This is a genomic window from Paenibacillus sp. DMB5, assembly GCF_001517085.1.
Lineage (GTDB): Bacteria > Bacillota > Bacilli > Paenibacillales > Paenibacillaceae > Paenibacillus_AQ.
The window spans coordinates 93,888-116,447 of sequence record NZ_LRAC01000002.1 but is presented as its reverse complement, the minus strand read 5'-3'; the positions used below and the strand labels follow the sequence as shown (position 1 = coordinate 116,447).

General features: G+C 54.8%; 19 protein-coding genes. 12 read left to right on the top strand and 7 right to left on the bottom strand.

All coding sequences use genetic code 11. From position 1 onward, the window contains the following. Nucleotides 1-632: DUF2161 family putative PD-(D/E)XK-type phosphodiesterase (locus AWJ19_RS00490; RefSeq protein WP_082707626.1), on the bottom strand; the 632-nt coding region annotated here is incomplete at its 3' end. A gap of 196 nt (nucleotides 633-828) precedes the next feature. Between AWJ19_RS00490 and AWJ19_RS00485 the strand changes: the two genes are divergently transcribed. Further along, nucleotides 829-2,724, top strand: coding sequence for a PrkA family serine protein kinase (locus tag AWJ19_RS00485; protein WP_068720599.1), 1,896 nt, complete (start codon nucleotides 829-831; stop codon nucleotides 2,722-2,724). A 107-nt stretch (nucleotides 2,725-2,831) separates the two neighbouring features. Here the strand turns inward: AWJ19_RS00485 and AWJ19_RS00480 are convergent, their stop codons facing one another. The 3 genes from AWJ19_RS00480 to AWJ19_RS00470 form a co-directional block, all read right to left on the bottom strand. Beyond that, the gene (locus AWJ19_RS00480) at nucleotides 2,832-4,385 is read right to left on the bottom strand and encodes a DUF3502 domain-containing protein (protein WP_068720594.1); all 1,554 of its coding nucleotides are present in this window, start codon (nucleotides 4,383-4,385) and stop codon (nucleotides 2,832-2,834) included. A 134-nt stretch (nucleotides 4,386-4,519) separates the two neighbouring features. Beyond that, on the bottom strand, nucleotides 4,520-5,404 hold the full coding sequence (locus tag AWJ19_RS00475) for a carbohydrate ABC transporter permease (RefSeq protein ID WP_068720592.1): 885 nt from the start codon (nucleotides 5,402-5,404) through the stop codon (nucleotides 4,520-4,522). A gap of 12 nt (nucleotides 5,405-5,416) precedes the next feature. Continuing rightward, nucleotides 5,417-6,397 (bottom strand): ABC transporter permease subunit, encoded by a 981-nt coding sequence (locus tag AWJ19_RS00470; RefSeq protein WP_082707625.1) that lies wholly within the window; start codon nucleotides 6,395-6,397, stop codon nucleotides 5,417-5,419. 914 nt (nucleotides 6,398-7,311) lie between these two features. On the opposite strand from AWJ19_RS00470, the gene AWJ19_RS35005 reads away from it, so the two are divergent. Beyond that, on the top strand, nucleotides 7,312-7,518 hold the full coding sequence (locus AWJ19_RS35005; RefSeq protein ID WP_198536438.1) for a hypothetical protein: 207 nt from the start codon (nucleotides 7,312-7,314) through the stop codon (nucleotides 7,516-7,518). 22 nt (nucleotides 7,519-7,540) lie between these two features. On the opposite strand, the gene AWJ19_RS00455 is transcribed toward AWJ19_RS35005, so the two are convergent. Then, nucleotides 7,541-9,769 carry an AraC family transcriptional regulator gene (locus tag AWJ19_RS00455; protein ID WP_128083465.1) on the bottom strand — a complete coding sequence of 743 codons (2,229 nt, stop codon included), beginning with the start codon at nucleotides 9,767-9,769 and terminating at the stop codon, nucleotides 7,541-7,543. Between the two features lie 201 nt (nucleotides 9,770-9,970). Between AWJ19_RS00455 and AWJ19_RS37500 the strand changes: the two genes are divergently transcribed. Genes AWJ19_RS37500 through AWJ19_RS00445 form a run of 3 tightly spaced genes read left to right on the top strand, consistent with a single transcriptional unit; the run spans nucleotide 9,971 to nucleotide 13,045 of the window. Continuing rightward, nucleotides 9,971-10,969 carry a glycoside hydrolase family 43 protein gene (locus AWJ19_RS37500; RefSeq protein WP_347231077.1) on the top strand — a complete coding sequence of 333 codons (999 nt, stop codon included), beginning with the start codon at nucleotides 9,971-9,973 and terminating at the stop codon, nucleotides 10,967-10,969. After that, a complete protein-coding gene (locus AWJ19_RS37495) occupies nucleotides 10,918-11,535 on the top strand; it encodes a hypothetical protein (protein WP_347231076.1) in 618 nt (205 codons plus the stop codon). Before AWJ19_RS37500 ends, AWJ19_RS37495 begins: the two co-directional genes overlap by 52 nt. Nucleotides 11,536-11,551: 16 nt before the next feature. Continuing rightward, nucleotides 11,552-13,045 carry a glycoside hydrolase family 28 protein gene (locus tag AWJ19_RS00445; RefSeq protein WP_068720587.1) on the top strand — a complete coding sequence of 498 codons (1,494 nt, stop codon included), beginning with the start codon at nucleotides 11,552-11,554 and terminating at the stop codon, nucleotides 13,043-13,045. Here AWJ19_RS00445 and AWJ19_RS00440 read toward each other — a convergent pair. Continuing rightward, on the bottom strand, nucleotides 12,989-13,903 hold the full coding sequence (locus tag AWJ19_RS00440; RefSeq protein ID WP_082707624.1) for an AraC family transcriptional regulator: 915 nt from the start codon (nucleotides 13,901-13,903) through the stop codon (nucleotides 12,989-12,991). The genes AWJ19_RS00445 and AWJ19_RS00440 overlap by 57 nt on opposite strands. Nucleotides 13,904-13,975: 72 nt before the next feature. On the opposite strand from AWJ19_RS00440, the gene AWJ19_RS00435 reads away from it, so the two are divergent. The 5 genes from AWJ19_RS00435 to AWJ19_RS00415 all read left to right on the top strand — a co-directional run bounded on the left by AWJ19_RS00435 (nucleotide 13,976) and on the right by AWJ19_RS00415 (nucleotide 19,181). After that, a complete protein-coding gene (locus AWJ19_RS00435) occupies nucleotides 13,976-14,797 on the top strand; it encodes a pectinesterase family protein (protein WP_241781542.1) in 822 nt (273 codons plus the stop codon). A gap of 111 nt (nucleotides 14,798-14,908) precedes the next feature. Further along, nucleotides 14,909-15,943, top strand: a complete 1,035-nt coding sequence (locus AWJ19_RS00430) for an alpha/beta hydrolase family protein (RefSeq protein ID WP_068720585.1) — start codon at nucleotides 14,909-14,911, stop codon at nucleotides 15,941-15,943. A gap of 87 nt (nucleotides 15,944-16,030) precedes the next feature. Then, nucleotides 16,031-17,158, top strand: coding sequence for a glycoside hydrolase family 88 protein (locus tag AWJ19_RS00425; RefSeq protein ID WP_068720584.1), 1,128 nt, complete (start codon nucleotides 16,031-16,033; stop codon nucleotides 17,156-17,158). After that, nucleotides 17,142-17,837 (top strand): hypothetical protein, encoded by a 696-nt coding sequence (locus AWJ19_RS00420; protein ID WP_068720583.1) that lies wholly within the window; start codon nucleotides 17,142-17,144, stop codon nucleotides 17,835-17,837. The genes AWJ19_RS00425 and AWJ19_RS00420 overlap by 17 nt, the downstream gene beginning before the upstream one ends. Before the next feature lie 30 nt (nucleotides 17,838-17,867). Then, nucleotides 17,868-19,181, top strand: a complete 1,314-nt coding sequence (locus AWJ19_RS00415) for an S-layer homology domain-containing protein (RefSeq protein ID WP_068720582.1) — start codon at nucleotides 17,868-17,870, stop codon at nucleotides 19,179-19,181. Between the two features lie 359 nt (nucleotides 19,182-19,540). Here AWJ19_RS00415 and AWJ19_RS00410 read toward each other — a convergent pair whose 3' ends face one another. After that, nucleotides 19,541-20,032 carry a DinB family protein gene (locus tag AWJ19_RS00410; RefSeq protein ID WP_068720577.1) on the bottom strand — a complete coding sequence of 164 codons (492 nt, stop codon included), beginning with the start codon at nucleotides 20,030-20,032 and terminating at the stop codon, nucleotides 19,541-19,543. Nucleotides 20,033-20,221: 189 nt separating this feature from the next. On the opposite strand from AWJ19_RS00410, the gene AWJ19_RS00405 reads away from it, so the two are divergent. Together AWJ19_RS00405 and AWJ19_RS00395 are read left to right on the top strand one after the other, a co-directional pair. After that, nucleotides 20,222-21,109 (top strand): AraC family transcriptional regulator, encoded by an 888-nt coding sequence (locus tag AWJ19_RS00405; RefSeq protein ID WP_068720575.1) that lies wholly within the window; start codon nucleotides 20,222-20,224, stop codon nucleotides 21,107-21,109. Between the two features lie 360 nt (nucleotides 21,110-21,469). Continuing rightward, a complete protein-coding gene (locus AWJ19_RS00395) occupies nucleotides 21,470-22,429 on the top strand; it encodes an alpha/beta fold hydrolase (protein ID WP_068720572.1) in 960 nt (319 codons plus the stop codon). Nucleotides 22,430-22,560: the final 131 nt, after the last annotated feature.

Here is a 22,560-nt window from a genome sequence, read left to right as displayed (position 1 = left end):
CGGCGCGCAGCGGCCGGCCATCGGCAGGCGCCCCGGCGCTCGCCCGCGCGCGCGCTCCGCCCGCGCCGCCCCGAAGCGAGGCCGAGCGCAGCGTCGGCCTCAGCGGCCTGCAGCGCGAGTGCCACGCGCAGCGCCTTCTCGCGGTAGGCAGTCACGAGCTTGACGCGCGTGCTGCCGCCGGTGTTGTAGTCCCCGCTGCGCTCGCGGAACTCGAGAAGCAGCTTCTCGCGCCGCCGTGCGCCGCTGCGCACCTGAGGCGGCGCGTCGCCCGGCTCCGCGAGCACCTCAACGAGTGGAGCCTTCGTCTTGTAGAAGACGACGGTGATCAGCCCGAGGCCGAGCCGGCGGCACAGCCCGGTGAGCTCGCCCCAGCGCTGGTTCACCGCGCCTTTTTTATCACGGACGCGTTCGACGGCGAGGTAGACGTTGGGGCTGAGACGCAGACGTTCAACCCCCTGCAGCAGCAGGGCGAGGTTGAACGTTTTTTTCATCTCCACAATCAGCGGCTGATCCTCACCCTCGCGCAGGCCGACCAGATCGCAGGTGCGCACCTCACCCTTGATTGAGTAGCCATACCGTTCAAAGTAAGCCTTAAGAGGAGCATACAGCTCCGTTTCATGCTTGATTGCCATCGTTGTCACTCCTGTGCACTATACAGATTCATGGGTTGAGGTAGTTAACGTTATATGTGAAGTTCTATGATTCATAATGATTCTCTATTATAGCACAGCAAAAAAGAGGTCAACTATTCCGGGCTCCCCGCATAGGTATGTAATACACTTTTAAAGCCAATCGAGCAAGTAGGAGCGCAAGAGGAGGCAGCGAGCAATGGACATTTTTGAGCGTATAGCTTCGTATCGGGCTGAGAATGACCGTTTGGCGTGGAGCGGCACCTTTAAGGACTATATAGGACTGCTGAGAAAAGACCCCTCTCCCGCTAAGACGGCTCACTCCCGCGTATACGACATGATCAAATCACACGGCGTAGAGGACATCAACGGACGCAAGCGGTATAAGTTTTTTGAGCAGGAGATCTTCGGGCTTGACCGTGCGGTGGAGAAGCTGGTGGAGGAGTATTTCCATTCCGCTGCCCGCCGGCTCGACGTCCGCAAACGGATTCTGCTGTTGATGGGGCCGGTCAGCGGCGGTAAATCGACTCTGGTTACACTGTTAAAACGGGGCCTGGAGCAGTATTCGCGTACCGATGCCGGCGCCGTATATGCGATTGAGGGCTGCCCTATGCACGAGGAGCCGCTGCACCTGATTCCGCTGGAGCTTCGTCCGGAGATCGAACGGGAGCTCGGGGTGCGCATCGAAGGCAATTTATGCCCGTCCTGCCAGATGCGCCTGAGAAATGATTACCACGGCGATATTGAACAGGTCAAGGTCACCCGCGTTATTTTATCGGAAGAGGAACGTGTCGGCATCGGAACCTTCAGCCCTTCTGATCCCAAGTCCCAGGATATTGCCGACCTTACCGGCAGCATCGACTTCTCGACTATCACGGAATACGGCTCGGAATCCGATCCGCGCGCTTACCGGTTCGACGGGGAGCTGAACAAGGCCAACCGCGGCCTGATGGAGTTCCAGGAAATGCTGAAATGCGACGAGAAGTTCCTGTGGAACCTGCTGTCATTGACCCAGGAAGGGAATTTCAAGGCCGGGCGGTTCGCGCTGATCAGTGCGGATGAGCTCATTGTGGCCCACACCAACGAAACGGAGTACAAATCCTTTATCTCCAATAAAAAGAACGAGGCGCTGCAGTCCCGCATGATCGTTATGCCCGTTCCATACAACCTGAGAGTATCGGAAGAGGAAAAAATCTACGCCAAGCTGATCGGCCAGAGCGATATGAAGCATGTGCATATTGCGCCGCATGCCCTGCGGGCCGCTGCGATTTTCTCCATCCTGACCCGGCTGAAAGAGAGCAAGAAGCAGGGGATGGACCTGATCAAAAAGCTGCGGATGTATGACGGCGAAGAGGTCGAAGGCTACAAGGAAGCCGATCTGAAAGAAATGCAGTCCGAGTATCTGGATGAAGGCATGTCCGGTATTGATCCGCGGTATGTCATTAACCGGATTTCCAGCGCCCTGATCAAAGGCGACCTGCAGTGCATGAATGCGCTGGATGTGCTGCGGGCGATCAAGGACGGACTGGATTCCCACCCCTCGATTACAAAAGAAGAACGCGAGCGTTACCTGAACTTCATTTCCATTGCCCGCAAGGAATATGACATTCTCGCCAAAAGCGAAGTGCAGAAGGCATTCGTCTACTCTTTTGAGGAGTCGGCCAAAACGCTGTTCGAGAACTACCTCGACAATATCGAGGCCTACTGCAACTGGACCAAGATCCGCGATCCGCTTACGGATGAGGAGATGGAGCCGGATGAGCGGCTGATGCGTTCGATTGAAGAGCAGATCGGTATCTCCGAAAATGCCAAAAAGGCCTTCCGTGAGGAGATTCTGATCCGCATCTCGGCCTATTCCCGCAAGGGCAAAAAGTTCGAGTACAACAATCATGACCGGCTGCGCGAAGCGATTGAGAAGAAGCTGTTTGCCGATCTGAAGGATATCGTGAAGATCACCACCTCGTCCAAAACACCGGATGAAAGCCAGCTGAAGCGGATTAATGAGGTGTCCAGACGCCTGATCGAGGAGCATAACTACTGCCCGATCTGCGCCAACGAGCTGCTGAAATATGTCGGAAGCCTGCTGAACCGGTAAGCTCTCGCTGTTCTAAATAAACAGCGTGCCCTGTACGTCCGGGCACGCTGTTTGCTGTGTTCTTTAATAAAACTTGATTCCGCTACGGATGTGTACTAAACCAGTCTCTATCTCGCCTGCTTGGCGTACCACTCCGAGAATTGCTTTTGGTACTCGGCGATATATTTATCGATACCCGCTGCCTTCAGGCGCTCCAGCGCTTTCGGGAAGGCAGTCTCATAATCGCTGAAGCCGCTGCCGATCGGTGCAAGGTACTCGGTGAATACACCGTTCAGCTTGGTTTCTTCATTTTTGACCGGTGTGTTGTCAAAGTTAAAGCCGGCACCCTTGGAGATGATTGCCCCGTCATCCCATGCCTTGTATTCGGCGATGAAATCATCAGGCACAGTGTTGTCGAAGCGGATGAAGTTTTTGTTCATCAGCAGCCAGTCGGGGATGAGTGAGTCTGTATTGATTTTGGTCAGGCGGCCGTTCGCATCCAGGGTGTAGTCAGTGCCTTCAATTCCATAGGCGAACAGGTCATACAGCTGCTGGTTCTTTTGCAGCAGGTTGAAGAACATCAGATACCGTTCAGGGTCCTTGGCTGCGGCGGAGACGAAGAAGGCGGTGCTGTAAGTGCCGCGGCTGATTTTTGGACGGCCGGTGCCGAGGAAATAGTTGACCAGCTTGGCGTCAGGGACAGCCTGGGAAATCGTAGCCGCACCTTCAAACGGACGGGCTGCCGTTCCGGCCCAGAACATCGCCTTGCCGGAGTTCCAGTCGGACTGCAGCTGCGGCACGTTGGTGGCGGCGTATTTAGGAATAATACCCTTATCATACCAGCCGCGCATCAGGCCCGCATAGGTTTTGAATTCCTCAGATTCAAACCAGCTGATAATCTTATCGTCCTGCATAGATTCATCAAGGGCGATAAAATCATTTTGCCAAAAGAGATTCTTGTCGGTAAAGTCGTATTGCAGCATTCTGCGGGCATCCGTACCGGCGTAGCCGATGAGCTCGGGATGGAGGGCATGCGCCTTGTCATAGAACTCCTCCAGCTCTGCCAGGGAAGTCACTTGGGTCATACCAGCCTCCTCCAGCAGATCCTGACGGACCAGCACGCTGTAAAATTCGGCGGAGTTCGGTTTGTTGCCTACAGGGATCGCATACTGCTTGCCGTCCAGCAGGAAGGCGGTAAAGGAAGCTTCATCCACATTTGCCCTGAGGTCCGTCAAAGCTGCAGCATAGGGGGTAAGATCGGTGTACAAGCCTTTGGCTACTGATTTTACCATGTAATTGGTATCGGTATAGGTGGCGAAATCCTCACCTGTAGAGAGCATCAGGTCGGTTTTGCCGCCGCCGTATTCGGTCCAGGGCAGGAACTGGAATTCCACCTCGGCATTGATCTCTTTTTTGATCACATCGTAGAACTCGGACTTCGCCAGCTCCTTCATCCGGTTGGACTCATCGCCGTAAAGGACGATCTTCAGCTTGGCCGGTGCCAGGGTGCTGCTGTTGTTTGCGCTGTCTGCTGTAGCTGCAGGTGTTGTTCCTTCACTGCCAGTGCTGCCAGTATTACCGGAGGTACCTGAGTTAGCGCTTTCATTATTGCCCTGAGAGCAGGCGCTTAACAGGAACACAGCGGAGAGGAGCAGACTTAACCAACCTTTTTTCTTTTTCATGATGAACCCTCCTGAACTAGAATGTACTCATGAAGCATATATTGCAGCGGCTGTGCTCCCTTTTCCATTGTACAACAAGTCGGGATACGGGGGCACAAGCCTGTAGCAATCCATACGGGGGCATGGTGCCGGAATCAGCCTTTGACTGAACCGACCACAATCCCTTTGACAAAAAAGCCCTGCAGAAACGGGTACAGAATAGCAATCGGCAGAACGGTCAGACAGGTCATGGCCATTTTGGCGGTCTCGAGCGGCGGAGCGATAATCGCGCCTCCAACCTGTGCGGCGTTGCCGGAAGCAAGGAACTGGATGTTGGCCATCATGTTGTACATCAGATACTGGATCGTATAGAGCTCCTGGTCGGTTACCAGCATCAGCGGCAGATAGAAGTCATTCCAGAACTGCAGCGCGTAGAAAAGAGAGATGGTGACCAGCCCGACCCGGCCGAGCGGAATCATAATGCTGAAAAAGATCTTCAGGTGGCCCGCGCCGTCAATCTGCGCTGACTCCACAATCTCATGCGGAATGCTGCGGAAGTAATTGGCCATCAGGAACATCAGGAAAACGCTTAGTACATAAGGAATGAACAGTCCGAGCAGCGTATCCCCGAGATGATAATATTTGGTGCTGAGCAGATACCACGGCAGCGTTCCGCCGCTGAACAGCATGGTGAAGTAGGCAAAGAAGGCGAAAACGTTCTTGAGCCGGAAGCCTTTGACAGAAATGACGTAGGCATAGGCGGTAGTCACCAGTACAGCGGTAAGCGTACCGAGAACGGTTACAACCAGCGACATGGAGTAGGCTCTTATGATCTGCTCGGCTTTGGAGCCGAAGAGAAACTGGTACGTTTCCAGGCTGAAGCCGCGCGGCCAGAAGGAGTAGCCTTCGGCGGCAATTCTCGATTCCGTGGAGAGGGAGCCGGACACCGCCAGCACAAACGGTACAAGGCAGATGACCGAGAATACGGCTATGCAGATGTAAAAGAAAACGAGCAGGCCTTTATTTTCAGTAGCGGGCATGATTCTGGCCTCCTAAAATAATTTGCTGTCTTTGTCATACCAGCCCGCCAGCTTGTTGGCCAGCAGCACCAGAATGAAGCCAAAGACCGACTGGTACAGCGTAATCGCTGAAGCGAAGCCGAATTCGCCGGACCGGATGGCTGTGCGGTAGACATAGACGTCGATGATGTCCGTAGTCGGCAGCAGCAGCGGATTGAGGAAGGTAACGCCCATAATCATGCTTAGATCGCCCTTCAGCATCCCGCCGATTCCGAGCAGGGTCATTAATATAATGGAAGGAATCAGCATGGGGACGGTGATTTTGGTAATAATCTGCCACCGGGAAGCCCCGTCGATCTTGGCCGCCTCGTAGTAGGAGGTATCGATCCCCTGCAGCACGGCATAGTAGATGATGGCGCCGTAGCCGGCGCTTTTCCAGATATTCGCCAGCACCAGAATGATTACGAACAGCCACGGGCTGGAATACCAGTCCATCTGACTTAGACCGAGTGCCTGAAACAGCTGATTGAAAATCCCCTTGTCATAATCCAGCAGGGAGAAGAGAATCGCCCCGATAATAATCCATGAGATAAAATACGGGAAAAACATCACGCTCTGCGTCACCTTGATAAACCACTTGCTGCGCAGTTCATTCAGAATGACGGCGATCGCTACGGAGCAGAAGGTGCCGGTCAGCATATAAAGCACATTTAACATTACGGTGTTGCGTGTTGCACGCAGAGCATCCTCCATGCTGGAGAAGAAAAACTCGAAGTTGGAGAAGCCCGCCCACGGGCTGCCGAAGATCCCGTCATTAAAGTTGTAGTTCTTGAAGACAAGGATCAGGCCGCTCATCGGCAGATAGGCGAACAGGATCAGAATAATGATGCCCGGCAGGGCGAGCAGGTACAGCGAGCTGTCCCGCTTCAGTGTTTTGCGGAGGCTTCCTGTTCTGGAAGTCTTGGGGACCGGGCTCTGCCGTACCGGTGCTCCGGGTGCAGCCTCTTGGATCATTAACAGTCACTCCTTTGTGCCGCTTAACCAGTTGACTTCTGTTTACTTGGCCGGCGCAGGGGCGTAGGCTGCAGGGAGCGTCTGACGTCCGGCCGCTGATTACGGTAGAAATCCAAACCTAAAGGCGGATGCGACGCTCCATGCAGTTCCAGGCTTCCCTTCCGTTGCTGTCGCCTGTAAATTTCATTTGTAAGCCAACTCGTGTAGCGGTATATTTTCCGTGCCTTGGCAGCACGCTTTACATCGCAAAGCATAAATCGCAGACAAATGAAAACGCTATCAAAATAAACGGGAAAAAGTTAAAAAAGACGGAATCTGCGGGCTTAAAAAAACGTAAAAGCCATCACTTTTCTGCTTTTTGGGCTTGAAACGGGGCTTTTGGGGGCTGTTTTGCGGATAAAATGGCATGATTGGTGATTGCGGATGAGCTTTGGCAAGTACAAGAAGCTTGCCGGATATAGCGTCCCCTTGTTATGCATTCACCAGTTGGACTAAGTGGAAAATTGCTACTTAATTCTTCGGTGAATCCAGGAATTAAGAAACGAAGTGGAAAAACGTCACTTAATTTCCCCGGAATCCTTCCCATTACGCTTTATGGCCGCAATTAGGTGTGCTTTTTCCAACTAATGATCGTAAAATCCGGAAAAGGACAAATTTAAGTAGCAATAATCCACTTAGATGCCGGAAGGCCAGCTTCAGGAACAGCGGCTGCCGCTTTCTTTGTGGCTCATGTTACTTCTGCAAAAGGGGATGCCTCCTGACAGCCTACGGCTGAGGAAGCATCCCCTTTATCATTGTAGTTGTTGTAGCGTGAAGTGATACGTTTAACGGTGCTATTGGCGTAAACGGTGCTATTGGTGCTATAGGTGCTGTTGGTTCTATATGTGCTACTGGTGCTACAGGTGCTGTTGGTGTTGGTGCTGGTGCTGTTGGTGCTGTTGGTGCTGTTGGTGCTGTTGGTGCTGTTGGTGCTGTTGGTTCTATATGTGCTACTGGTGCTACAGGTGTTGGTGCTGGTGCTGTTGGTTCTATTGGTGCTATTGGTACTATTGGTACTATCGATGCTACCCGTGCTGTCCACGCTACCCGTGCTGTCCACACTAACCGACTATTTGCCCTAACGGTGCTATCCCAGCTAATCTGCTATCCGTGCGACTGCAGAATATGGCTCATCCGCCATTTGGACGGGGTTACCCCGTACCGTTTTTTGAATTGGGTGGTGAAGTAGGTGCTGCTGTTGTAGCCGACCTGTTCAGCGATTTGCCGGATATCCAGCGCAAGCTCGTTTACGAGCAGCAGCTGTGCCTGCTCCAGCCGGATCAGATTGACGAAGTCGGGGAAGCTGCTGCCTACTTCATCGGCGATCAGCCGGCTGAGGTACGCTGGGCTGAGCGACAGCTTCTCGGCAAGCGAGTTAAGCGACAGCCTTGGATCGTTGTAATGCTCTCTGATGTAGAAGATGGCTTCAGCCGCGATACTCCTGGACTGGACTGCGCTCATGCCGTCGATCCGTCCGGTCGCAGTATAGCAGCATTCCTCCAGCCAGCCGCGCAGCTTCCCGTAGCTTTGAATCTGCCAGATGACCTGGTAATGATCCAGAAAGCCGGAATGCCGGATATCGCTGCCCAGCCCGGCAGTACGTTCCAGCTCCAGGGCAAGCCTCGAAACGGCGATTGCAGCCTGTTCAATCCGGTAGCTGGTAACTACAGCAAGCAGACGTTCCACAGCCTGCGGGATATGGCTGCGCTGCTCCGGCAGTCGGACCGCCTGCAGCACCGGTTCAAATGTACTGTCTGGAACCGGGCTGTTATTCAGGTGGATCGTATCATCGGCAAAAATAATATTCCGCTGGTCATGGAATTTGACGTACTGGAGTCCGTTAGCTGCTTCATTGTATTTGGGCTTCAGGAGGCTGAGGTCCTCCGCCAATCCGCTGATTCCAAGTGCGCAGCGGGCACCGGGCTGTGTAAGCCAGACCGCCAGCGACTCCCAATGATCCCGGTACAGGGCATAATCCCCAAAGCTTCCGCTGTGCAGCTCGCTCAGGATCAGGACGGCCGACCCTTCATGCGGGTGGAAAGCCTGCACAGCAGCCAATCCGGAGAATCCCGTGCGGATCTGTTCTACCGCTTCGCTGCAAATCTGCTGCAGCCCGGCAGCCGGGGCCTCCTCCAACACGGCCAGTACGCAGACGCAGTATGCTCCTCCCGTTGCTCCCAGGCGCATATTGGGATTGACCGACTCGTCCGGAGCCCGGCGCGGGGAGAGCAGCCAGCGCATCAGGGCGCTGTCGTCACTTTCCTTTTTGAGCTGGTTCAGCCGTGCCCCGATCAGCTCGAGCTCCTGGCTGGCCGCCGCAAAATCACTGCCGGTCTTCAGCGCCTCCTCATTGCCCGACAGGTGGAGGATGTTGCCGAACAACCGGCCGATCGGCTGGTACATCCGGCGGGAGATCAGGCCGGAGACCAGTGCTGCCGCCGCAATGAGGACGAGACACAGCGTAATCATCAGATTGCGGGCACTGGAAATATCCCGGATGCTGTCTTTATAGGGAGTGTCCGATATAAACCACAGATTATCCTGCAGGGAATAGACATAGGTAACCAGCCGGGGCTCGCCGGCTCCCTTATAGACAAAGGAGTCTTGTCCGGGAGAAGACTTGACGACCTGCTCCAGCATCCCGGATTCCAGCGGCTGACCGGAAAGCGCACTGTGCATAAGCACAGTACCGTTGTCATCCAGCACAGCATAACGTGTCGCTTCCCCTTCAGCCTGTGTAAAAAGATTGTTCTGCAGCTTGGACAGATTCACTGTTAAAGCAACAGCCCCGTAATATTCACTGTCCGCAAAGGCCCGGTCATTATAGAAAACCGTCATCAGCTTTACTGGAGCGCCATTGTTCTGGGCAGCATCCCATAGAAACGGAGATTCGACAATCCGGCTATCCCGCATCCGCTCCGCCAGCTGCAGCTTGGATTCCGGGCTCAGCGGCATATTTTCAAACATCGCAACCGGCTCATCCACTCCGAATATATAAGCGTTCTCCAAATACTGGTTGACCACCAGCGCCCCCTTAATCTGGCTCAAAGCACTGTAGAGCTGGTCACTCCAGCCCGTATCCCCGCTGAGCATCAGCGCATTAATGTTCGGATTGGCATAGAAATCCATCGTGTAATTCTGGACGATTTCCTTATAGTTCATGAATACGGTTTCAGTATTGAGCAGCACATTCCGGTTGGCTTTGTTGACATTCGCTATCGATATATTCCGGTACCAGAAAAAGATGACCACCGCCAGCACAAGAATGCAGCAGACGGATATTGTGGTCAGGCTTATAAAGAAACGGGTGTACAATCGCTTTCTTTTTCCCAAACAAATCGCCCCTTTGTGTAAAACCTGCTACCCCCATTCTATGGTGACAGATCGGCTTCTGACAAGCAGTGAAATAGCAGATTTAGAGCATGAAAGTATAAAAAAGGATAAATAGAGCATGAGAAATGCAAGAAAGTTAAACCTGGGCGAACTATAATTGGTGGTGCTTACATACTACCGCTTCTAAGGAGGCTTCTTGTATTGAGAACATTCCGCAATCCGGTCATGCCGGGTTTCTATCCTGATCCATCCGCTATCCGTGTCGGTGAGGATTATTATCTGGTTACTTCCAGCTTTGAATTTTTCCCCGGCGTTCCGATCTTTCACAGTAAGGATTTGGTCAACTGGCGGCAGCTTGGGCATGTGCTTGACCGGCCGTCACAGCTGAATCTCGACCATACGATTCCCTCCATGGGCATCTGGGCGCCGACGCTGCGCTATCATCAGGGGATTTTTTATATGATTACGACCTATGTGGACAATGATAAAAACCAGCATAACTTCTATGTCACCGCCACTGATCCCGCCGGCGACTGGTCCGATCCGGTCTGGCTGGAGGATGCTCCGGGGATTGATTCCTCGCTGTTCTTCGATGAAGACGGCAAGGTGTATTATACCGGTAACCGTGTACCGCCCGAAGGCCAGGATTATCCGAAGGATATGGACATCTGGCTGCAGGAAATTGACCTGGAGGCAGGCAGGCTGATAGGGCCAAAGATCAGCATCTGGAAGGGTGCGCTTAAAGTGGCCCACGCCCAGGAAGGTCCGCATATTTACCGGATCGGCAACTGGTATTATGTGCTGATTGCTGAAGGCGGTACCGGGCATACCCATGCGATAACGATCGCCAGAAGCAGAAACGTAACCGGCCCTTATGAGGGACACAAGGCTAATCCGATTCTGACCCACCGCCATCTCGGCCGGCAATACCCGATCGTCAACGTCGGTCACGGCGAGCTGGTTGAGACCCAGCATGGCGACTGGTGGATGTTCTGTCTGGCTTCACGCACCTGCGGAGGCTATTACCGCAATCTGGGGCGTGAAACCTTCCTCACCCCGGTAGCCTGGGAGAATGAGTGGCCTGTAGTGAATCCCGGTAAAGGCGTACTGGAATTCGAGTCTGCTGCACCGGATCTGCCGGAGACGAAGTGGCCGGAGCTGCGGCTCGTGATGATTTTGCCGGCGGTGAGCTGGGCCTGAGCTGGAACTTCCTGCGGACACCGCGCGGTGAATTCTGGAGTCTTACCAAGAACCCTGGACATCTGCGATTGCAGATGAAGCCGGAAAAGCTGTCGGAGGTAGCCAACCCTTCCTTTGTGGGAAGAAGACAGCAGCATCTCAGCTTCCGGGCTGCGGCGGACATGACCTTCAGTCCGGCGCAGGAAGGAGAGGCTGCAGGGCTTGTGCTGCTGCAGAATGAGAATTACCACTTCCGCTATGAGCTGGGACTGGATGCGGGCGAGCAGGTGCTCCGCCTGATTGAGCGGCGCGGCGGAAGTGAGCAGCTGCTCGCATCGAAGCCGTATGCCGGGAATAAAGTGCAGTTCAAAGTCCAGGCAAAGGGGCAGGAATACAGCTTCTACTACAGAACATCCGAGGCGGACAAGTGGACGGCACTGTATGAAAAGGCGGATGGAACCGTGCTGAGCACCGATCTGGCCGGAGGCTTTACCGGGGCGTACATCGGCATGTATGCCAGCTCGCAGGGCGCAGAAAGCAGCAACTACGCAGATTTCGACTGGTTCAGCTATGAAGGGCTTGAATAGGAGGAGAACAAATACTATGACTGTTAATGAGAGAACTGAAGCTTATCTGCTGCCTGAGCTACCACAAATTCCAGAGCGGACTTTTCGTATAACGGACTACGGCGCAGAGAGCGGAGGTTTGTCCCTGAGCACCGCTGCAATTCAGGCTGTGCTTGATGCCTGTGCTGCTGCAGGGGGCGGAACGGTTATCATTCCTCCGGGCCTCTGGCGTACCGGGCCGCTGACCCTGCACAGCCGGATTAATCTGCATGCTGAGCGGGGAGCGATGGTGCAGTTCGTGTCCGACTCCTCCTTGTATCCGCTGCTGCCTTCCTATTATGAAGGCAATTCAGGCTGGCGCTGCCAGGCGCCGCTGGACGGTGACGGATTAAGCGATGTAGCCATTACAGGCGAGGGGATTTTTGACGGGAGCGGTGAAGGCTGGCGTCCGGTAAAGCGATTCAAAATGACAGAGCAGCAGTGGAAGAAGCTGACAGGCTCCGGCGGAGTTGTGGATGAGGACGGAGAGATCTGGTGGCCGTCACGTGCAGCGCTGGAAGGCGAAGCGTATGTCCGCAAGCTGCAGGAGAGCGGTGAAACCGCTATGGAAGCCTATCTGCCGGCGCGTGATTATCTGCGCCCGACACTGCTCAGCCTGCGGAACTGCCGCAGAGTGCTGCTGGACGGGCCGACCTTCCAGAACTCGCCTGCGTGGTGTCTGCATCCGATGGCTTGCGAGCAGATTACAGTCCGAAATGTCCAGGTCCGCAATCCCTGGTTTTCGCAGAACGGAGACGGTATTGATCTGGAATCCTGCAGTCACGCGCTTGTTGAACACTGTAGCTTCGATGTCGGGGATGATGCGATCTGCCTGAAATCAGGCAAGGATGAAGAGGGCCGCAGGCTGGGAAAACCCTGCCGGTATGTTACGATCCGCCACTGCACCGTGTATCACGGGCATGGGGGCGTTGTCATCGGCAGCGAGATGTCCGGCGGCGTGCATGCCGTCCGGGTCAATGACTGCCTGTTCATTGGAACAGATATCGGGCTCAGATTCAAAAGCGCCAGAGGCCGGGGCGGGGTGGTCGAGGATATTGTCATGGAGAACATCACTATGAGCGGCATTATTCATGAGGCAGTCTCTTTCCATATGTTCTACGCAGGTGTAGAAGGCTCGGAGGGACATGATGTGGAGCTTCTGCCAGTGACTGAGGAAACGCCGCAGTTCCGGGATATTACCTTGCGCAATATCGTCTGCCAGGGAGCCAATACCGCGCTGCTGGTCAACGGGCTGCCTGAGCTGCCGCTGGCGGGGCTCACTGTTGAGAAGCTGCGTGCGGACAGTGAGCAGGGCATTATTTTGCGGAATGCCGACGGTCTGAAGCTTGACGGGATCAGGCTGCAGACTGCGCAGCTGCCGGCGTTGCAGATTACGAAATGCAGCAATGTGACCATTACCGATTCGGATGAGCTGTTACTCGCCCGGAGTCAGGATAATGTCACCGTCCGCGTTCTCCCGGGCACTCCGTGAGCCGGAGGACGGCCGGGCTTTGGCTTCCTTCCGGTACTGAAGCGGAGTCAGCCCGGTTGACTTTTTAAATGTCTTGTTGAAGTGGGAGAGATGCTCGAAGCCGACTGCCGAGGCGATTTCCTGGATTTTGCCGGCAGAACCGGACAGCAGCCGCTCTGCTTCCCTGACCCGGATATGCACGATGTACTCCCGGAAGTGAAAGCCCGTCAGGCGGTGGAAGACCCTGCTTAAATAAGAGGGGCTGATGAAAAAATGCGTTGCAGTCTGCTCAAGCGTCAGTGACTCCCGGTAATGATCCCGGATATAGGTGGCGACTTCTGTAACCAGCTGATGGAGCGGATGCTTGGTTGCCCCGGCCTGTGAGGTAGTCTCGGAACGCTGCAGCAGAATCATCAGCTCCGTCAGCAGCGTAATGATGGACGTTTCATAAAAAGGCCGCTGCAGCCGGCACTCCTCCAGCATCCGGTTCAGCAGGCTTTCCGCCTCGTCCTGTTCACGGAGTGTCAACCTGAACAGGCGATAGCCGCGGCTGCTGAACCATTGCGCGCTGCTGCGCAGAGCCGGCGGCAGCAGGGCCGGGTCGTAATTGATCAGAATCCGCTCAAATTCGGCGATTTCGGAGCTTGCAGTAGCATGAAGCTCGTTGCCGGGGATGAGAATCAGCTCACCTTTGTGAACCGTAATCACCCTGTCATCGACAAAGTAGACGCGCTCGCCCTCCAGCAGATAATACAGTTCCGTTAACTCGTGGCTGTGCGGGCGCGGCATGGCGGTAATACCTTTGCGCTTCATATGCTGGATGCTGCAGCGCCCGTCTGCAATATGATATTTGGGATTAGGGCTGCTTAAGCTGGTCATGAATCTCCTCTTTTCTACAGGCCGATACGGCTATTATAGAATACATTCAGTTGGTTATGAAAGGAGCAGCACATGCTTATTACCGTTTCACTAAACAGCGCTGAAGCATTCAGCAGCCTGCAGGAGGCACTGGATTCCATTCCGCCGGGGCATAGTTCAGCGGTCACCATCCGCATTAAGCCCGGTATCTATGAAGAAAAGATCACCGTAGGCCAGCATCTGCCGCCGATTCTGCTGCTTGGCGAAGATCCGCATTCCACGATCATAAGCTGGTCGGATAACGCGCATACGCTCGGCCCGGACGGCGAGCCGCTCGGCACATTCCGCTCGGGCACGCTGAATGTGTTCGCCGCAGGCTTCACGGCCGAGAATCTGACCGTCCGCAACGCCTCCGGTCCGGGTACAGGTCAGGCTGTGGCGGCTTTTATCGACGCAGACCAGGCTGTCTTCCGGCGTGTCCGCCTGCTTGGCGACCAGGACACCCTTTATACCGGCCAAGGCAGACAGTATTACGACAATTGCTATATTGAGGGCGATGTGGATTATATTTTCGGTGCGGCCACCGCTTTGTTCGACCGCTGTGAGCTGCACAACAAGCGCTCAAGAGGCTACATTACCGCTGCTTCAACTCCGGAAGGCACGAGGTTCGGCTATGTCTTTCTGGACTGCCGGATTACGGGCGGCGAGGGTGTTAGTGAGGTGTACCTGGGACGGCCATGGCGGGACTTTGCCCATGTGGCCTTTATCCGTACCGCTATGGATGCATCTGTTACCCCGGAAGGATGGCACAACTGGGGACAGCCGGGGCGGAAACAACAAGCCGTTATGAGGAATTTGCCAGCAGCGGCCAAGGCGCCAATCCTGAGGCGAGAGTGCCGTGGTCCCGGCAGCTGAGTGCCGGGGAAGCGGCGGAATACAGGGTGCTGAACGTCCTCGGCGGCTGGCATCCGGAGGGGTATTAAGCGCCTGCATAACGCGGACTGAATTGAGGAGGCAGAACAACGCATGGATGTATTGCAGCAATATATGAATAAGCTGACGGATTCTGCGCCCCGGAGCTCTGCTTACCGCGAGAATGTTTCTTTCAGAGAGTGGAGGTCCGGCCTTGCCGGTGCCTTCACGGAGAAGCTGGGCGGTTTTCCTGGGCGGCACGCGGAGCTTGAACCCGTACTGCTGGAACGTGTTGGCTGCCCCGGCTATGTCCGGGAGCGGATAGAAATCACCACCTATGAGGGACTGCGTATGCCGCTGTACCTGCTGATTCCAGAGCAGGCTTCAGATTCGCCCGCGCCAGCAGTTATTGCCGTGCACGGGCACGGCTACGGCAGCCGGGAGATTTGCGGCCTGAATCCGGATGGTTCAGAGCGGCAGAGTGACCCGGGGCTGCATAAGGATTTTGCCGTATCCCTCGTCAAAGAAGGATTCGTTGTCGCTGCGCCGGAGGTGCTTGGCTTCGGTGACCGGCGGCTGGCTGAAGACCGTGCAAGCGGCGAGCCGGGCAAAAACTCCTGCTTCCGCCTGTCCTCGGCGCTGCTAATGGCAGGACAGACGATGGCGGGATACCGCATTTATGAATCGATGCGGGTTGTCGATTATCTCCAGACCCGCAGTGAAGTGTGCAGCGGGCAGATTGGCATTATGGGCATTTCCGGCGGCGGGCTGGTGGCCGGATTCACAGCGGCGCTTGATGAAAGGATAGCCTGCGCGGTTGTCAGCGGCTATGCCAATACATTCGCCGCCAGTATTCTCTCCCGGAACCACTGCCTGGATAACTACATTCCGGGGATTTTACTGGAAGCCGAGATGCCCGATCTTCTCGGCCTGATTGCGCCGCGTGGACTGTTTCTGGAGTCGGGCGACGCTGATCCGCTGTTTGGTCCGGAAGGCGCATCAATGGCGTTAGCCAGATTGCAGCAGATTTACACTGCGGCGGGTCATGCCGGGCAGATCGGGGCGGATTTTTTCCCGGGCGGACATGAGATTCACGGCGGGCCGGCGTTTGCGTGGCTGCGCGGGCAGCTTAATGAGACAGACAAATAGATTGAACTGGAAATATACAAAGCGTAAAGTGGCGGAAGAGAATTTTGGAAGTGTAAGAGTGTAGATCAACGACAGGAGGAATGAAGGATGCCAACAACAGAAGCAAGTACGCTGAGCTGGTCCCGCAGGATTGCGGACACTATCCTCGGGCAGTGTAATGAACAGGGTGAGCATGCTTACCTGCTGGAACGCTGGGCTTATGTCCCGGGGATGCTGCAGCTGGCGATGGCCAGAGCCGGGATTCAGCTGGGTGAGCCGGAGTATTTCGGCTATATGCAGCGGCATATGGACAGCTTCATCGGGGAGGACGGCTCGATCCGGACGTACCGGCTCGAGGAATACAACCTGGACCAGATCAACCAGGGTAAAAATCTGTTCCTGCTCTACCAGAAAACCGGAGAGCAGCGCTACGCCGAAGCCGCCCACCTGCTGGCGGCCCAGCTGATCAGCCATCCCCGCACCTCGGAAGGCGGCTTCTGGCACAAAAAGGTCTATCCGTTCCAGATGTGGCTCGACGGCTTATATATGGCTTCACCGTTCCTGGCCCAGTTCGGCGCAGTCTTCCAGCGTCCCGAGCTGATCGACGAGGCGGCCCGCCAGCTGCTGCTGATCGAGCGGCGGACCCGAGATCCCCGTACCGGGCTGCTGTATCACGGCTGGGATGAATCGAAGGAACAGGAATGGGCCGATTCCACAACAGGCTTGTCCTCCCACTTCTGGAGCCGGGCGATGGGCTGGTATGTGATGGCTTGCGTGGACTGCCTGGAGCACTTCCCGGTGACCCATCCGCAGCGCGGGACCATTATCGGCATTTTCCAGCGGGTGTGCGGTGCCCTTCTGGAGGTACAGGACAACGAGACCGGCCTCTGGTATCAGGTGCTGGATCAGGCGGGGCGCAAGGGTAACTACCTTGAAGCGACAGGCTCAACGATGTTCGTCTATGCCATGGCCAAAGGTCTGAGGCTGGGCTATCTGGAGCGTTCTTTTAGAGAAGCTATGCTTAAAGGCTATGAAGGCATTGTGAAGCATCTGGTCACTGAGGACAGTGAGGGCATCCACCTGCATCAAATCTGCAATGGAGCAGGACTGAGTAAGGACCGTAACGGTTCTTATGATTACTACATTTCCGAGGCGGTTGTTTCGGATACCCCGATGGGAGTGGGGCCGCTATTGCTGGCATCGCTGGAGGTAGAGAAATATGGTGACGGGCAGTAGACAGCAGCCGGAACAATCTGGGCAATCGGGGGGATACCGGTATAACTTCACCGGCATTCCGAAAGACGGATATGTGGCGGTTCCCTATGAACGGCAGACAGGGGCAGTGCGGTATGAGGATACGGGGAGCTACGGATTTGTGGAGCAGACCTGTGCAATGCCGCCGCGCCGGGTGAATCGTGCGCAGATAACGGCTGGCAATGGAGGATTCGAGCTTAATATGCAGGAGGCAGGCAGCCGGACGGAAGGTCAGGCAGAGGAAATAGGCGGTCATAGTGGCGGCATGGCATTCCGTATCAAGCTTCCCCGCGGTGCCTACACCATTCAAGTCACGCTGAGCTCTGCTCCTGAGGATACAATCATCGCCGTTTCCGGCATGAATGCTGACGCCCTCAGCCAGGCGGAGTACTGGGATGCAGCCAGGCTCGTGCCCAACCTTACCCGTCCGCGGACTCAGGGAAAGGTCTGGTCCTACGACTATGTATGCGGCCGGGAGTATCTGGATGTAGAGATCGAACCGCGGCGGCCGGGTGTGAAGGTGGGGCTGGCTGAGCTGGTGCTTACGCCAATTGGACGTAAGTACCGTACCGGTGCGGAACTGCCGGTTATTTTTACACTCGGGGATTCGACGGTAAAATCATATGTGTTCGAGGAAGCGCCGATGTCCGGCTGGGGCTAGGTATTTGGCCGGCTTTTTGACGGGAATAAAGTGCAGATCGTCAATTACTCACAGGGCGGACGTTCCTTCAAAAGTGCACACAACGAGGGGCGGTTCAACGACATTCTGCTGACCGGCCGGGCAGGCGATTATCTCCTGATCCAGTTCGGCCATAATGACGAGTCGGAGGATGAAGAGCAGCGTTTTGGCAGAGGATCTACCGAGGAAATGTACCGCACCTATGTGGAGGAAATCTATATCCCGGCTGTACGCGAGCGTGGGATGATTCCGGTACTGCTGACCCCGATGTCGCGGATAGACGGTGCGGCGCAGCCGGGGCACAGGTATGAGGATTCCTTTGCAATGCGTAAATTTCCCGTTATCCTCAGGGAGCTGGCCGGGAAGCTCGGAGTCCCGCTCATCGACCTGAATAAGGCCAGCCTGGAGTATTACAATGAGCTTGGCGTTGAAGCGGTAACGGCGGTTTTTATGTCCGTTGAAGCCGGAGAGACTCCGGGTAAAACCAATGACGGCAGCTACGCAGGCGGCCACCCCTCCTCCAAAAACGACGGCACGCACTACAAGGAAGCCCTGTCCAAGCAGTTTGCCAGGATGGTCGTTACCCTCATTGCTGAGCTTGGAAGGATGGGGGATGCTGACGCTGCCCGAATTGCCGGAATGTTTAAGCCTTCGGTGCTTGAGGCTATCCGTTCGCAGGATTGGTCAACGGTGTATCCCGAAATTGCCCCCGATATCGTGTCCGGCCCCGGCGCATATTACCGCAATCAGATTGAGAAGCTGCTGCAGCTGGGTGTGCTTGGCACAGACGGGGAAGGCCGGTTTAACCCGGATACGGAGATCGGCCCGGCGGAATTTGCTGCGGCACTTGCCAAACTAATGAAGCTTGACCCTGGAGTACTGGCAGACTATATGGATGCGGCTGGAGCAGACACGTTGACGAGGGAAATGATGGGCGCGATGCTCTGGGATGTGTATCTGGTAACTTTTGCAGCAGGAAAACCACGCTTTATGACCGATTATAACGGGGATACCGTTGGCCCGGACGATCCTGATTATAACCCTAATCTGCCCCCGGAGCAGAGAGGAATTATGTATTACCCGCTTGTCTCATATGAACAGCTGACGGATACGGATCAGGTTGACCCGGAGCTGCTGCCCAAGATTGAAGCGGCCTACAAGCTGGGACTCTTCCGTGCGGAAAAAGGAATCCGGCGGGGCAAGCTGTCCTACGCTGACGCACTTGAGCCCAAGCTGCCGGTTACCCGGGCCAAAGCCGCCAAGGCTTTGTATTATATGTGGGTGCTGATCCACCCGGTAAATGTAGAGAATCATGTGCTGCTGTAATGTAGCCTATGGTCCCGAGGAGCTGCCTGCTCTTTCCTGTTTCGAGGGGGAGGGGCAGTTTTTTTGCTGATTAGAGTTGAGTTTGCTGATATAGCTGCAGTTTGTGCAGTTAAAAGGAGCCAAAATTTGTATCTTCGCGATATAAGTGTAGTTTGTGCAGCTAAATTTGCTTGGATCGGCCTGCTACAGGCTTTTTTGCGCTTTTTAAGTGTATGGAATACAGCTAAACGGGTTTTGCGGGAAAAAAGAGCTGTTTTAGTTGTACAGAGTGCAGTTAAGACCGGGGGCGGAACGGTATGTCCCAGACCCCGCCGGCTATTGTGTGAGGAGTTTACCCGGATAGATACGTGAAGGTTAAATCAGCCTTTAGAGACTGCCTGAGACTGAATGTACTGCTCTATTTGCTTCTTATGGTGCTTATCGTGGGGCAGGAAGCCCCGGAGATGCCCGCGGTAGCTGAAGTTTTTGCCGTCCCCGTCCTTATGCGTCCGTATAAATTCCTCCTCGCTAATGTCTGTCATCTGACCGACAATCAGGCCCCGGTACCTTACAAACTGCTGAATCGCCTCCTGCACGGTTACGGTCTGCGCGTATTCAATTGCCCTGGCGTTAAATTCGTTAAAGTTCAGATGCTTCGCGGTCACCGGCTGGCCTTCCTTCACTTTGGCAAATGCCTCCTCGTAAAAATACTGATCCCAGCGCATCATGTGGCACAGCAGCTCTTTGAGCGACCATTTACCTTCTCCGACCGGGCTCTCCCAGACCTCCTTGTCCAGAGATTCCAGGGATTGTATGTAGGGGATAAAAGACTGAAATTCGGATACCCGCTGAGCGTTTGTTTTTGGTGCCATAACTTGATCCTCCTGCAAATAGGGTGTAGTGGTTAATTTTTCTATACTAACTATACCTTATCTAACTTGACTACAGTGGGTCAGGTTTTATTATGCTGCAAGGATCTTCATTACAGCAAAACAGGAGCAGTTCTCTGCACAACGGGTTGATATAATGAAGGTACCGTACGGGAAGGGCTGGGCTGCTCAGTGAACTACAGTAAAGATATAGAGCGATGCATTGATTATATTGAGGCGAATATTAAGGAAAACCTGACTGCGGAAGAGATTGCCGCTGTGGCCGGCTATTCGCTGTATCATTTCTGCCGGGTATTCAGCCTATGCAGGGAGATGACTGTGATGGAATACGTGCGCAGCCGGAAGCTGTCTTTGGCGGCAGTGGAGCTGTTCAGCGGGCGGAGTGTGACGGAAATTGCGCTGGATTACGGGTTTGAAACGCCCGGCGGTTTCACCAAAGCGTTCCGCAAAGCCTACGGCTACAGTCCCTCGCAGTACGCGGCGCGGATGGCCGGATATCTACAGGACGGTCCGGAATTTGAGATCGGAGGGTATTTAATGGATCCTGTGTTTGTGACGAAGCCCGCTTTTAAGACGGCCGGCTACGGCATTGCGACGAATGTGACAGACAGCAGCTATACGAAGGATATTGCTTCATTCTGGAGCCAGTATGAGGGCGAGAATCTGGAGGACAAAATGTACAGCATTCTTAATCCGCCCAGACACGGTGAAGTGGGGCTGTGTGTACCAGCAAACGGCGACGGCAATGCTGTGTACCTGCTGGGTGTAATTGTCGAGGACTTCTCTAGGGTAACACCGGATATGCTGACTGTGGAGGTGCCGGCCGCGGAGTATGCGGTATTCACCACACCGCCGGTGGACGGGACTGAGGATGGCGACCCGGATGTATTCGTGCAGGTGATCAGAAGCACCTGGAGGTACATTTTTGAGGAATGGTTTCCGGCCAGCGGCTATGCGTTCGACGAGGATAAGCTGGACTTTGAATTCTACGATGAACGCTGCCATTTGCGGGTGGATACGGTCATGGAGATTTACATTCCTGTGAGGGAGCGGGCGTGAAAATAAGACTTTAACGTTGTGCTGCTGGTGCTGCTGCTGCGGGGCAAATACTGTCCGGGTGAAGGGGCTGCACTACGGGAATGTTTGGGCTTCCGGCCGCTGTTAAGGTTGGATTTCCTGATTGAGGCCGCGCATTGCGGTGGAAATCCGGGGACAGCCTATGCTTCCGAAGCTAGCTTTTCTACGAAAAGCTTTTAGGCGGACGATCCCGCTCCTGCAGCTCCAAAATTCCCACCGTTACGCTCACCCGGCCACACTTTGCAAACGTTTTTTTCGTAAGATCATCTAATACCAATCATTCCCGGCGGACTCTATAATGGGTTAGAATGTATACCTATTGCTGAAAGGAATGTTCCGCAAATGCCATTAGTAGATATGCCGCTAGAACAGTTAAAACAATACCAGGGAAGAAACCCGCGTCCGGCTGACTTCGACGCTTACTGGGAACGCGCTCTGGAGGAGCTTGCCACGGTTGACACGCAGCTTGAGCTAATCCCAAGTACTTTTCAGACCCCGCAGGCCGAATGCTTCGATCTGTACTTTACAGGAGTGCGCGGTGCGCGCATCCATGCCAAATACCTGCGTCCGAGAGCAGTAAGCACGCCGCAGCCAGCGGTTCTGCAGTTCCATGGTTATACCGGTGACGCCGGTGAATGGCAGGATAAGCTTGCTTATGTGTCGCTGGGCTTTTCGGTGCTGGCACTGGACTGCCGCGGACAGGGTGGATTATCGGAGGATACAGGCGGAGTGAAGGGCAATACGCATAACGGACATATTATCCGCGGGCTGGATGATCATCCGGACAACCTGCTGTTCCGCCACATCTATCTCGACACTGTCCGTCTGGCGCAAATTGCGCTTGAGCTGCCGGGAGTCGATCCTGAACGGGTGTATGCCATGGGCGGATCGCAGGGCGGAGCCCTTACCATCGCTTGTGCCGCACTCGAGCCGCGGGTAAAAAAGGCTGCCACTACATACCCGTTCCTGTGCGACTATAAGCGTGTATGGGAAATGGATCTGGCCAAGGATGCCTACCATGAGCTGAACATCTATTTCCGGAAGTTCGATCCGCTGCATGAGCGGGAGGACGAGGTTTTTGAGAAGCTGGGTTATATCGACTTGCAGTATCTGGCTTCCCGCATTCAGGGTGAGGTACTGTTCATCACCGGTCTGATGGATACCATCTGCCCGCCGTCCACCCAGTTCGCAGCCTATAACAAAATCACCGCGCCCAAGCAGCTGGTCGTTTACCCGGACTTCGGGCATGAATATCTGCCGGGCGGCGGCGACCGTACGATGCAGTTTTTCCTTGGGGAATAGCAGCCTGCAATTTGCACGAACTGCGCAGTAAGGTTAAATGCAAATGTGGTTGAATGCAGTGTGAAACGAAAAATAAAAGGCACTACCAGTGGCGCATCCCTAGGAACGCCAGCTGATAGTGCCTTTTTAAT